The sequence below is a fragment of the Solidesulfovibrio sp. DCME genome, from assembly GCF_049995385.1.
GTDB lineage: Bacteria > Desulfobacterota > Desulfovibrionia > Desulfovibrionales > Desulfovibrionaceae > Solidesulfovibrio.
Map to the genome: position 1 here is coordinate 1,449,124 of NZ_CP188261.1, position 11,066 is coordinate 1,460,189.

General features: G+C 70.1%; 11 protein-coding genes. 9 read left to right on the forward strand and 2 right to left on the reverse strand.

Annotated features, from left to right (window positions below; translation table 11 throughout):
* Positions 1 to 3 precede the first annotated feature (3 nt).
* Positions 4 to 1,128, forward strand: a complete 1,125-nt coding sequence (locus tag ACP59X_RS06210) for an HDOD domain-containing protein (RefSeq protein ID WP_428566394.1) — start codon at positions 4 to 6, stop codon at positions 1,126 to 1,128.
* Between the two features lie 191 nt (positions 1,129 to 1,319).
* Here the strand turns inward: ACP59X_RS06210 and ACP59X_RS06215 are convergent, their stop codons facing one another.
* Together ACP59X_RS06215 and ACP59X_RS06220 are read right to left on the reverse strand one after the other, a co-directional pair.
* A complete protein-coding gene (locus tag ACP59X_RS06215; RefSeq protein WP_428566398.1) occupies positions 1,320 to 2,708 on the reverse strand; it encodes an esterase-like activity of phytase family protein in 1,389 nt (462 codons plus the stop codon).
* Positions 2,709 to 2,782: 74 nt separating this feature from the next.
* Positions 2,783 to 3,736, reverse strand: a complete 954-nt coding sequence (locus ACP59X_RS06220) for a hypothetical protein (RefSeq protein WP_428566400.1) — start codon at positions 3,734 to 3,736, stop codon at positions 2,783 to 2,785.
* Positions 3,737 to 4,022: 286 nt separating this feature from the next.
* On the opposite strand from ACP59X_RS06220, the gene ybgF reads away from it, so the two are divergent.
* From ybgF to ACP59X_RS06260, 8 genes are all read left to right on the forward strand, one after another.
* Positions 4,023 to 5,147 carry a tol-pal system protein YbgF gene (ybgF, locus tag ACP59X_RS06225; protein WP_428566402.1) on the forward strand — a complete coding sequence of 375 codons (1,125 nt, stop codon included), beginning with the start codon at positions 4,023 to 4,025 and terminating at the stop codon, positions 5,145 to 5,147.
* Positions 5,144 to 6,448: a DNA-processing protein DprA gene (dprA, locus tag ACP59X_RS06230; protein ID WP_428566405.1), complete on the forward strand. Its 1,305-nt coding sequence runs from the start codon at positions 5,144 to 5,146 to the stop codon at positions 6,446 to 6,448. The genes ybgF and dprA overlap by 4 nt, the downstream gene beginning before the upstream one ends.
* 13 nt (positions 6,449 to 6,461) lie before the next feature.
* The gene (locus tag ACP59X_RS06235; RefSeq protein WP_428566408.1) at positions 6,462 to 6,899 is read left to right on the forward strand and encodes a hypothetical protein; all 438 of its coding nucleotides are present in this window, start codon (positions 6,462 to 6,464) and stop codon (positions 6,897 to 6,899) included.
* The gene (locus ACP59X_RS06240; RefSeq protein ID WP_428566411.1) at positions 6,896 to 7,735 is read left to right on the forward strand and encodes an HDOD domain-containing protein; all 840 of its coding nucleotides are present in this window, start codon (positions 6,896 to 6,898) and stop codon (positions 7,733 to 7,735) included. The genes ACP59X_RS06235 and ACP59X_RS06240 overlap by 4 nt, the downstream gene beginning before the upstream one ends.
* A gap of 3 nt (positions 7,736 to 7,738) precedes the next feature.
* A complete protein-coding gene (locus ACP59X_RS06245) occupies positions 7,739 to 8,698 on the forward strand; it encodes a GGDEF domain-containing protein (RefSeq protein WP_428566415.1) in 960 nt (319 codons plus the stop codon).
* On the forward strand, positions 8,673 to 9,644 hold the full coding sequence (locus ACP59X_RS06250) for a tyrosine recombinase XerC (RefSeq protein WP_428566422.1): 972 nt from the start codon (positions 8,673 to 8,675) through the stop codon (positions 9,642 to 9,644). The genes ACP59X_RS06245 and ACP59X_RS06250 overlap by 26 nt, the downstream gene beginning before the upstream one ends.
* Positions 9,645 to 9,809: 165 nt before the next feature.
* A complete protein-coding gene (locus ACP59X_RS06255) occupies positions 9,810 to 10,403 on the forward strand; it encodes a TetR/AcrR family transcriptional regulator (protein ID WP_428566425.1) in 594 nt (197 codons plus the stop codon).
* Positions 10,404 to 10,559: 156 nt separating this feature from the next.
* Positions 10,560 to 11,060, forward strand: a complete 501-nt coding sequence (locus ACP59X_RS06260; protein ID WP_428566428.1) for a hypothetical protein — start codon at positions 10,560 to 10,562, stop codon at positions 11,058 to 11,060.
* The last annotated feature ends 6 nt before the right edge of the window (positions 11,061 to 11,066 follow it).

An 11,066-nucleotide genomic window follows, 5' to 3' on the forward strand; every position in this document is an offset into this window, starting at 1 on the left:
ACCATGTCCCTGACCCTGGCCATGCTCGTTGTGGCCGCGGGGATCGGTCTTCTAGTCGTATTCCGTATCCTTTCGCGCAAGGGGCGCACGGCCGCGCCCGAACCGGCGCCGGCCGCCGACTCTCCCGCCGCCCCGTGGCCGGACGAACCGTCCGTGCGGACCATGCCCGACAGCGGGCAAAGCCCCGAGGGGCGGCGCCTGGCCGCCTGTTTGGCTGAGCTCTTGGGCGGGGAGGACCTCCCGGCCGCGTATGGCCCGGAGCTCTTCGCCTTGCCGGCCCGTCCCTGGCCGGCTTTTCTGGCCCGGGGGCTGTCCCGCCTGTCCGCCGGGGCGGCCGGCGGCGAGGCGCTGCGCCGGCTGCAGGACCCGTCCGTCAGCCCCCGGCAGCTGGCCGAGGGCATCGCCGCCGACCCGGTTTTGACCGGCCATGTGCTCAAAATCGCCAACAGCCCGCTGTTCGGCCTGCGTTCCTCGGTTACGAGCCTGCATCAGGCCATCGGCACCATGGGGCTCAATAACCTGCGCATGCTCCTTTACAGCGAACTGCTGGAAAGCGCCGGGGCTCGGGCCGGGCTGGCCCCGACGCTGCGCCGGGAGCTCTGGCCGCACCTGGGGGCCACGGCCGTGCTGGCCCGCCACATCGCCCCGGCCTTCCCGGACCTCGACGCCGGCATGCTGTTTACGGCCGGCATCCTCCACGACATCGGCCGGCTGGCTCTCTACGGCCCCGGGGACACGGCCTTTTGCGACGCCCCCCGGGAGGAGGGGGCGCGCTTCGGGGTCAACCACGCCGTGGCCGGGGCCGCCGCCTGTCTGGATTTCGAGTTGCCCCGGGGGCTGGCCGAGGCCGTGCGGCTGCACCATGCCCCGTTTTACGTGGAGATGGAGGATCTGGACGCCGAACTGGCCGACATCCGTCTGGCCTTGGCCCTGGGGCTGGCCGACCGGCTGGCCCATGGCCTCGAAGCGGGGCAGGGGGGGCAGGGCGAGGCGCAGGCCGCCAGGCCCGTCCTGGCCTCCTACCGGTTCCTGCTGCGCCAGCCCGTGCTGGCCGGCTGCCTGCAAGACCCCAGGCTCCATGCCGCCCTGGCCCAGGCCCGGGGCATGCTGCGTCTGGCCGGGGAGTGAGGGGGCAGACTGGCCGGCGCTTCACCCGCCTGCCGGCCCGGGCGCTTGGCGTGGCCGTGGCGCGTGGTGCGTGGCGTGGCCGTGGCGCGTGGCTGTGGCGTGGCCGTGGCGCGGCCCGGCCTGCCGGCCCGGGCGCTTGGCGTGGCGCCCGCTCCCATGACCGCCGGGGAGCGGGCGCCGGATACGGCCGGTCAGCGCAGGGGTTCGGCCAGGGTCACGACCCACAACGTGGTTTTCTCGCCCGAGGGCTGGATGGAAAAGGTCGTGGCGACCTCCTGGCCGTCCAGGGACAGCTTGCCATCGGGCGACATCCGGTAGTCGGTCGGATCCGTTACCGGCTTGCCGTCCTTGCCCGCGGCCGGGTTCACCGGCGTGACGGCCAGGCCGAAATCGTTGTCCGAGGTCAGGAACAGGGTCTTGCCGTCCGGGGACACGGCCAGGCCTTCGGCTTTTTCCGCCGTCCAGCCGTGTTGGCGCAAATCGAGCACCAGGGACTTGCGGGCCATGGTGATGCCCTGTTGGGCCAAAGCGGCCGCGTCGGCCAGGCTCTCCAGCGGGGCGCCGTCCGGGGCGGCCTTGCCGGTCAGGTCCGTGGCCTCGGACAGGTCCACCGCATAGACCCTGTTGCGCATCTGCTTGTCCGCGCCCTTGCCCTGTTCCACGATGAGCAGGCGCGTGGGCGAAAGAGCGACCAGGTCGCCGATCTTGGCGTCGGCGGCTTTCTTGTAGGCGTCCACGTCGATGGGGTAGGCGAACATCCGCGTCTTGCCCGTGGCCGGGTCGAGTTCCACGAGGCGGGTAAAGGGGGCCTTGGAACTCTTGACCTTGCCGTCGGTGTCGAGGATCGACTGGACGGCGGCCACGACCTTGCCGTCCGTGGTCGCGGCCACGCCCTCGAAGCCCCGGTTGGGCTGGCGCTTGGCCAGGATGTCGGGCAGGCCCTGTCCCGGCCCGAATTTCCGCAGGACCTTGCCTGTTGCCGGATCGACGTTGACCAGGAACGGGCCGTACTCGTCGCAAAGCCACAGGCTGCCGTCGGTGGGGCTGACCACCAGGCCTTCGGTGTCGAGGCCGGCGGCATCCAGGGGCAGGACGCCACGGTCGGCGGCCAGGGGTGTTTCGCCGGTGCTGCCGACGGCCCCCGGCGGCAGGGGCCGGCCGGAAAGGGGCTTGCCGGCGGCGTCGCGCAGGGGTTTGAGGGCCGTGACCGAGGCCTTCCCGTCCTTGATGCGGACAGTGGCCAGGGTCGGGGCATAATCCGGGGCCGGGAAGAATTTGGCCGGCGCGGGCTTGGCGCCAGGCGCGGCGACGAAGTCCGGGGCATCGGCATTGGGACCGCGGTCGCCGACGACGAACAGCAGGGTTGCGCCGTCGGGAGCGGTCCCGGCGTAGGCCACGCCCGAGCCGAGCCCCTGGGGGAAACCCTCGGGGAAGGCCTTCGCCAGGGCGGCCGGCGCCGCGATGTTGGTTTCCTTGGGCGCTTCGAGGACGTATTTTTCGATTTTCGGGCCTTGATCGGCCAGGGCCGTGGCGGTGGCCAGCAGCAGGGCCAGGCCGGCGAGACAGACGCGGACGGGCATAACGACTCCTTTCTTTTATGTCATCGTATACCCGTCCCGGTGACGGTTTGGCAGGGAAAACAGTCGCGGAAAGGTTACGGCAAGGGAACGGCCGGCAGCAGGCCGGGCGCAAAGACCGTGGCCAGGCCGGCCAGCAGGCCCGTCAGGCCGGCCAGGGCGGCGACGAAGGCCGCCACGAGCATGAACTTGTGGCGCAGGGCGTTTTCCTGGGGCATGACCACGCCCAGGCACAACAGCGTGCCCAGGGCGCCGCTGCCATACAGGGCCACGGCGATGGTCAGCCGGCCGGACAGTTCCCCCACCAGCGGCAACAGCCCCATAACCAGCCAGCCCATGGCGCCAAGGGCCAGCACCTGGCCCACGAAGCCGACCCGGGCGGCTAGGCGCAAGGTGAAGTTGTAGTAGTCGCGGCCGAAATCGTCCTTGTCGCGCCGCCACACCAGCCAGGCGCCGGTGAAGGTCCCGGCCAGGCCAACGGACAGGGTCAGCCCCTCGGCCAGCATCCGCCAGAACAGGGAATTGCCCGGCGGCACCAGGAAAGCGGGATCGGCCGGCACGGCCAGCCCCAGGCAAAAGGGCCGCAGCATGGCCAGCCCGGCCCAGAAGGCCAGCCACAGCAAAAGCGTGGCGGCAAGGCCAATGGCCCCGTGCAGGGGCTTGCGGGTCTTGAGCCGCTGCCACAGGCCGCGGTAGCACAAAAACGCCGCCGCGCCGGCCAGGACCGGGCCGGCCAGGGCGGCCAGCGGCCAGGGAACGGCCGCGAAATAGGGCGCCTTGGCCGGCAGCAGGAAACGCACGGCGCCAAGGGCGGCGCCGAGCACCACAAAAATCCACAACCCGCCAAGCAGGGCGAAGGTCGCGGCCTGCTGGCCGAATTTGTCGATGAAGATCTTGAGCCGCTTGATCTGGCGCAGCCCGGTCATGGCGGTGATGGTGGGCACGCCGGCGGCGGCCAACGCCAGTCCGAGATGCGCGGCGCAAAGGACCATGACCGCCCAGAAGACGGCGATGCGGATTGCCTCGGGCATGAGGGCGTTCTCCTTGGAGCCTGCGGATTGCGCGCGCGGCGCGACGCGCCTTGCCGTCGGCTTTTGCCCTAATTTCGCCGTGGATGCAACAAAGCCCGGACGCGGCCGGGCCTTTCCCAAGAATCGGCTTGCGCTCCCTGTGCCGCTGACGTACTTCTCGTTGGAAGTTAAGTGGGTTGCTGGGAAGAAACGATACGACGCGCACATGACGGGAAATGACGCACGCAGGGTGGCGGCGCTGCTGCTTGCCACGGTTTTGGTCGGCGGATGCGGGCCGGGAAATACCTTGCGCACGCGCGACGGCAGCGACGACTTTCGCCTGCGGGCCGTGGAATCCTCCCTGGAGACGCTCGAGGCGGAACTCAAGGACTTAAAAAGCCGTCAGGGCCACGACGACGCGGCCATCGGCCAGATGCAAAAGCACCTGGGCGAACTGGTGACGGCGCTCAAATCAAAAGGCCTGGCCCCGTCCGCGTCGGCCGCCCCCCAGGGCAGCGCCCTGGGCGTGGGCTTCGCCCATCCGGCCGCCGCCGCCGGGCCGGACACGCCGCCGGCCCAGCCGGCCCAGGCCTCGCCGGGGCGTGCGCCAGGGGCGGTACCTGCGGCCGGTATCGAGGAGGGGCACGGCATTCCCATGCCCACGGCCGAGGGCGCAAAAATCGCTGCCGAAGCCCCCGCGCCGCCCGCCTCCGGGCGCCAGGCGGCCATGGCCGCGCCCGATACGGCCCGGGGCCGCCGGGGCCTGGGCCGGCTCGGCCCGGCCGAACCGCCGGCCACGCCCGAAGCGGCCATTGCCGCCGACCGGGCCGGCCAGCCTGCCAAGCCCGCCGCCGCGCCGACCGCCGGGTCGATGCCCGTCGCGCCGGGTGCCGCAGCGCCATCCACCGCCGCGTCAGCGGGGCCGACGCCGGCCGGGACCGAACCGCCGACCGGCCCGGCCGCTTCGCCGACAACCGCCGCCGCGACGCCGGGCACGCCCGAGGCGCCGCCGGTCAGGGACAACCGCCCCGGCAGCCCGGCCGAATCCGCCTCCCCGGCCGAAAAATCGGAATACAACCGGGCCTTGCAGCTGGCCATCAACGGCAATGCCGCCGCGGCCAAGGCGGCCTTCGACCAGTTCGTGGCCACGCATCCGGCCAGCCCCCTGGCGCCCAGCGCCCTGTACTGGGTGGGGGAGAGCGCCTACGCCGCCGGCGACTACACGGCTGCGGTCACGGATTTCGACAAGGTGGCCAAGGGCTGGCCGGGCCATTCCAAGGCGGCCGATGCCCTGTACAAGATGGCCATGGCCCAGGAAAAAAGCGGGGATGTCGCCGCCGCCCGGGCCACCCTCGAACGCTACCTCAAGGACTATCCCGAGGCCGAACTGGCCTCCGTCGTGCGCCAGAAACTCCAATCCCTGCCCAAATGACCACGGACGCCGCCCTTTCGCCCCCCCTCGCCTGGACGGGCGACGCGGCATTTCTGGCCGAGCTCGAGGCCTGCCTGCGGCTGCGCCACGCGCCGGGCATCGGCCCCCGGACCTGGAAGCGCATTTTCGACCGCTACGATTCGGCCGCGGCCGCCCTGGGCGACGCCCGTTCCTTCGGGCCGCAGGGGCTGTGCGACGACGCGGCCGCCGGCGCCCTGGCCCGGGGTGTTTCCACCCCGGCCGCCCGGCGCGAAATGGAGGCGGCGGCCAAAAAGGGCCTGGTCCCGGTGCCCTATTTCCATCCGGCCTATCCGCAGCGGCTGCGCGAACTGCCCGATCCGCCGGCCGCGCTGTACGTCGTTGGCGACGTCGGGCTTCTCGCCGGTCCCTGCGTGGCCATGGTCGGGGCCAGGCAGTGTTCGCGCTACGGCTTCGCCCAGGCCTTCGAGATCGCCTCGGGCCTGGCCGGGGCCGGCATCACCGTGGTGTCGGGCCTGGCCTACGGCATCGACCGCCAGGCCCACCTCGGCGGCCTGACCGGCCCCGGCCGGTCGCTGGCCGTGTGCGGCACGGGGCTCGACCTGGTCTATCCCGACGCCAACCTGGATGTGTGGCGCGAGCTGGCCGCAAACGGCGCCGTGGTCAGCGAATTCGCCCCGGGCACGCCGCCCCAGGCCCAGAATTTCCCCATCCGCAACCGCATCATCGCCGGGCTGTCCCTGGGCGTCATGGTCGTGGAGGCGGCGGCCCGCTCGGGCAGCCTCATCACCGCCCGCCTGGCCCTGGAGCAGGGCCGCGAGGTCTTCGCCCTGCCCGGGCCGGTCAACCTGCAAAGTTTCGCCGGCTGCCACGCCCTCCTGTCCCAGGGGGCCAGGCTCGTGCAGGCGGCCGAGGACATCATCGCGGCCCTGGCCCGGGAACTGGCCGCCTCCCTGGGCGCGTCGCGCCCGGCCGGCCCCGTGGCGCCGCCACGGCCGGCCCGGGACCTCCCCACGGCGCCGGCCGAACGGGAAGGCTTGGCCCGGCCGAACCCCCGTCCCGCCCCGGAAGCATCCCGTCCCGCCTCGGAAGCGTCGCGTTCCGACCCCGGAGCGTCGCGTTCCGACCCGGCGGCGGCCGGCCTGTCGGCCCTGGAAACGGCGGTGCTTGGCCTGCTCGACGACGGGGCCAAGGCGCATATCGACGTCCTGGGCAGCCGCCTCGGCGCGGCGGCCGGCTCCCTCAGCCATGCCCTGGTCCTTTTGGAAATGAAGGGACTTGTGCGGAAATTGCCGGGCATGTACTACACCAGGGACGCGTAAGGACGGCCGAGTCATGCAGAAAATTCCGCTCAACCTGGCCAAGCCCGGCATGATCCTGGCCAAGCCCGTGACCCGGCCCGACGGCATCGCCGTGGCCGCCGCCGGTTCCGAACTCTCCGAAAGCCTCCTCGACCGCTTCGACACCATGGGCGTGAGCCACTTGGTGGTCGAGGGCGAGCCCGTGCGCCTGGACGGGCCGGCCGGCTCCTCGTCCTTTGACAAGCGCCTGGAACGGATGGACTTCCTTTTCCGCAAATATCCCGACGACAAGTGGATGGGGCAGATCAAGCGCCTGCTCGACCACTACTTCCGCATGAAATCCGCGGCCAGCGCCGCCATGGCCGAGGCGGCCAAGGCCGCCCGGGCCGCCGCCGTGGCCGAACCCGCCCCGGCCGAGGAACAGGCCAAGCCCAAATCCGCCTCCAGCGGCGGCAAGGGGGGCGGACGATGAGCGAGGACCTGCGCACCGAGCGCAAGGACCGCATCCTGGCCGTGCGCGACCTGCCCACCCTGCCGAAAGTCCTCGACGAGGTCAGCAAGCTCGTCGAGCGGCCGGATTCCACCACCGACCAGGTGGCCAAGCTCATCAGCATGGACCAGGTGCTCTCGGCCAAGGTCCTCAAGATGGTCAATTCGCCGGTCTACGGGTTTCCGGGCCGCATCAGCTCCATCGGCCACGCCTTGGTCCTTCTGGGCTTCAACGTCCTGCGCTCGATCATCGTGTCCACCTCGGTCTTCGAGGTCATGAGCGAGAACATGGTCGGGCTGTGGGAGCACAGCCTCGGCTGCGCCATGGCCTGCGGCACCATCGCCCGCATGCTGGAATGCAAGGATGCCGAGGAATATTCCGTGGCCGGCCTGCTCCACGACCTGGGCAAGGTGGTGGCCACCGTGCAGCTGCCCGACCTCAAGCCCGAGATCGAGCGGGTCGTGGCCGAGCGCGACTGCTACTACCTGCAGGCCGAGCGCGAGGTGCTCGGGTTCGGCCACGACCGTATCAACGCCTGGCTGGCCGACCACTGGAAGCTGCCGGCCAACATCAAGGAAGGGCTGTCCTACCACCACAAGCCCCATCTGGCCCAGCTCTACCCGGAGATGGCCTGCGTCGTGCATCTGGGCGATTTCATGGTGCGCGTGTTCGAATACGGTTTTTCCGGCGACGTGGGGGTGACCTACCTCCAGCCCGAGGCGCTCAAGATCCTCAAGATCAAGCCCGCCCAGTTCGAGAAGCTCCTGGACCAGATGTGCGAGCAGTTCGTGGAGATCGCCGACCTGTCGTTCACGTAAGCCATGCCCGAAACCCCGCCAAGCCTGTTCCCCAGGCCCCAGAAGATCATGATCCTCAGCCCCGAGCCGGATCTGCCGGCCCTTTTCGGCCAGGCCTTTTCCCCGTCCGAGGTCGAACTGACGGCCCTTTCGCGCGGGCGCGGCGCGGTGGAGCTCCTTTTTACCGACCCGCCGGACCTGCTGGTGGTGGACCAGAGGCTGCCCGACATCCCCGGGCTCGAACTGGTGGCCATGGTCAAAAGCGAAAACGTCTACCGTCAGTTGCCCGTGGCCCTGGTCATGGACGAAGGGGACCTGGGGCGCGACATCGACTGGTCTGCCGCCGAGGTGGACGAGCTGCTCACCCGGCCCCTGGCCGCCCCCATGCTGCGCGCCCGAACGACCCTGGCCCTGGCCCGGGCCTCGCGGTCCCTGGACGCCAATCCCCTGACCAAACTGCCGGGCAACACCTCGATCATCGCCCGCATCCAGGAACTCATCGACCGCAGGGAGGACTTCGCCCTGGCCTACGCCGACCTCGACTACTTCAAGTCGTTCAACGACAAGTACGGCTTTTCCCGGGGCGACGAGGTGCTCATGATGACGGCGCGCATCCTGGTCACCACCGTGCGGGCGGTGGGCGGCCACAAGGCCTTCGTCGGCCACGTGGGCGGCGACGATTTCGTCTTTATCATGACGCCCGACCGGGTGGAGGCGGCCTGCGCCGCGGTGGTCAAAAGCTTCGACGACATCGTGCCCCATTTCTACGACGCCGAGGACCGCACGCGCGGCTACATCCAGTCCGTGGACCGGGAGGGCAACAGCCGGACCTTTCCCCTGATGGCCGTGTCCATCGCCGTGGTCTTCAACCGCGACGGCCGGCTCAAGCACTACGGCGAGGCCTCCCAGGCGGCCATGACCCTCAAGAAAAAAGCCAAGGAAAACCCCAAGAGCTGCTATGTCCTCGACAAGCGCCAGGCCTGACGCGCCGTCCCCGCCGGGCTCCAGGCCGGAAACCGTCACGGCCTTCCTCGACTTCCTGGCCGTGGCCAAGGGCTATTCGCCGGCCACGCTGGCGGCCTACGCCGAGGACCTGCGCCAGTTCGAGGCCTACCTCAACGGCCGGGGCCTCGGCCTCGATCGCCCGGCCGACATCACCCGGGAGCAGGCCAGGGGCTTTCTGGCCGAACTGCACCGGCGGCGGGTGGCCAGGACGTCCATGGGCCGCAAGCTTTCGTCCCTGCGCGGGTTTTTCCGGTTTTTGCGCCGAAAAAAGCTGGTGGCCGGCGATCCGCTTTCGGGGCTCAAAAACCCCAAGGCCGAAAAACGCCAGCCCCGGGCTCTCAACGTGGACGAGGCCGTGGCCCTGGTGACGCCACGGCCCGGCAGCCCCGAGGCCGACGGCTCCATCGCCGCCTGCCGCGACCTGGCCCTGGCCGAACTCCTCTACGGCTCGGGCCTGCGGATAAGCGAGGCCGTGCACCTCGACCTCGACGACCTCGACCTCTCCCAGGGCGTGGTGCGGGTCCTCGGCAAGGGCTCCAAGGAGCGGCTGGCGCCCGTAAGCGACGCGGCCCGGGAGCGCCTGCGGGAGTATTCCCGCCGCCGGGGGGAACTGCGGCCCGAGCCGGCGGAGCAGGCCCTGTTCCTGGGGCCGCGCGGCGCCCGGCTCGGCCGCCGCCAGGCCGGGCGCATCCTCGACGCCATGGCCCGGGACGCGGCCATCGCCCAGCACGTCCATCCCCACATGCTGCGCCACAGCTTCGCCACCCACCTGCTCGAATCCGGGGCCGACCTGCGCGACGTCCAGGAACTGCTCGGCCACGAGCGCCTGACCACCACCACGCGCTACACGCACCTGGAGCTGGCCCGCCTCATGCGCGTCTACGACAAGGCCCATCCGCGCGCCGGCGTGGCCGCAAAGGACTGAAGCGCCGCCGGCCGGCTGCCGCAATCCCTGGTGCCTTCTTACCCACTGCCTGGGGATTTTGCCCACAGCGTCGGTTTTGTATTGCCAGGGACGCGGGCCGGCGGTATTTTTCCATACAGGAAAAAAGACTTCGTCCACCAGGCACAGGCAACCCCGGGGGAGAATATGGACGCTTCCAGGCAGGCCGTGATCGAGGCGGCGGCCAGGCTTTTCGCCAATCTTGGCCGCGACGGCGTCGGTCCGCGCGATCTGGTCCGGCGGCTGGGATTTTCACCCGAATCGGTCTACCGGCATTTCAAGAACCGCGACGAGCTCTTCGCCGCCGTGCTCACCCGGCTCCAGGGCGAACTGTTCACTCATATCGAGGCGGCCTGCCCGGAGGCGGCCGGGGAAACGGGGCTGGCCATGCTGCTCGCCCTGGCCGAGGCCTACTGCCGTTTTCTGGAAGAGCGGCCGGCGGCCTACGGCGACATCGTCAGCGTGGCCGGGCGCGGCAGGGGCCAGGGGGCCGGGGAAAGCTCCAGGGAGCTCGACCGGCTCCATGCCCGCATCGTGCGCCAGTTCGAGGTGCTGCTGCATCTGGGCCGCCTCGACGGCTCGGTGCGCGACGATTCGCCGGAAACGGCCCGGCGGGTGGTCAATGTCGTGATCGGTTTGACGCGGTTGTCGCTGGTGGCGCCAAAGGTCCGGGCGGCCAACCTGCGCGGCACGCTGTCTTCCCTGGTGGCCGCCGGCCCGGCCGGCTTTCGGGCCGCCTGAGGCTTCCCGCTCGCGGTCGACCGCGCCACGGGCGGCAACGCAGCCGCCGTCGCGGCCGCGCGCGTGCATTTGAGGCTTGCGTCGCGGCATGGTGCGGTATAATGGAGTCCCTTACATCCAGAGAGGCTCCGTCTCCACTGCAACCCTGGGGGAACCATGCGCTGCCGCGCCCTTTTCCTGTCGTGCCTGCTCTCGCTTGTGTGGGCCGCCGCCAGCCTGGCCGGCGGTTTCGACTGCGTCAAACCGCCTTACGGTACGGCCATTTCCGCCATCAACGACCACGACTACTTCGTCAAGTTCGACGAGAAAGAGGGCGTGGCCTATTACAACTATACGGGCCCCTGCAGGCTCGGCATCCACGAACGGCTGGCCCCGGTCATCGTGTACGGCGTCGTGGACGGAAAGCTCTACAGCCGCATCATGAAGACCGAGCACGACGATATCGACATCATCAAGGCCGTCACCACCAAGCTGGCCGGTACGCCGCAGACGGCCACCGAAGGCGAGTGGCAGGTCATGAGCTGGGATTTCCCGGAAAAGCAGATCAAGATGAAGCTCAAGTACAACACCGCAACCAAGGCCACCAAGTCGGCCATCTACTACGAGCCCCTGCGGCCCAAGGCCGCCCCCGCCCCCGAGGAATCCCTGGAAAAATAAGCCCCA

Coding starts and splice junctions, on each gene's coding strand:
- ACP59X_RS06210 (WP_428566394.1), top strand. CDS start 4: ATGTCCCTGACCCTGGCCATGCTCGTTGTGGCCGCGGGGATCGGTCTT.
- ACP59X_RS06215 (WP_428566398.1), bottom strand. CDS start 2,708: ATGCCCGTCCGCGTCTGTCTCGCCGGCCTGGCCCTGCTGCTGGCCACC.
- ACP59X_RS06220 (WP_428566400.1), bottom strand. CDS start 3,736: ATGCCCGAGGCAATCCGCATCGCCGTCTTCTGGGCGGTCATGGTCCTT.
- dprA (WP_428566405.1), top strand. CDS start 5,144: ATGACCACGGACGCCGCCCTTTCGCCCCCCCTCGCCTGGACGGGCGAC.
- ACP59X_RS06235 (WP_428566408.1), top strand. CDS start 6,462: ATGCAGAAAATTCCGCTCAACCTGGCCAAGCCCGGCATGATCCTGGCC.
- ACP59X_RS06240 (WP_428566411.1), top strand. CDS start 6,896: ATGAGCGAGGACCTGCGCACCGAGCGCAAGGACCGCATCCTGGCCGTG.
- ACP59X_RS06245 (WP_428566415.1), top strand. CDS start 7,739: ATGCCCGAAACCCCGCCAAGCCTGTTCCCCAGGCCCCAGAAGATCATG.
- ACP59X_RS06250 (WP_428566422.1), top strand. CDS start 8,673: ATGTCCTCGACAAGCGCCAGGCCTGACGCGCCGTCCCCGCCGGGCTCC.
- ACP59X_RS06255 (WP_428566425.1), top strand. CDS start 9,810: ATGGACGCTTCCAGGCAGGCCGTGATCGAGGCGGCGGCCAGGCTTTTC.
- ACP59X_RS06260 (WP_428566428.1), top strand. CDS start 10,560: ATGCGCTGCCGCGCCCTTTTCCTGTCGTGCCTGCTCTCGCTTGTGTGG.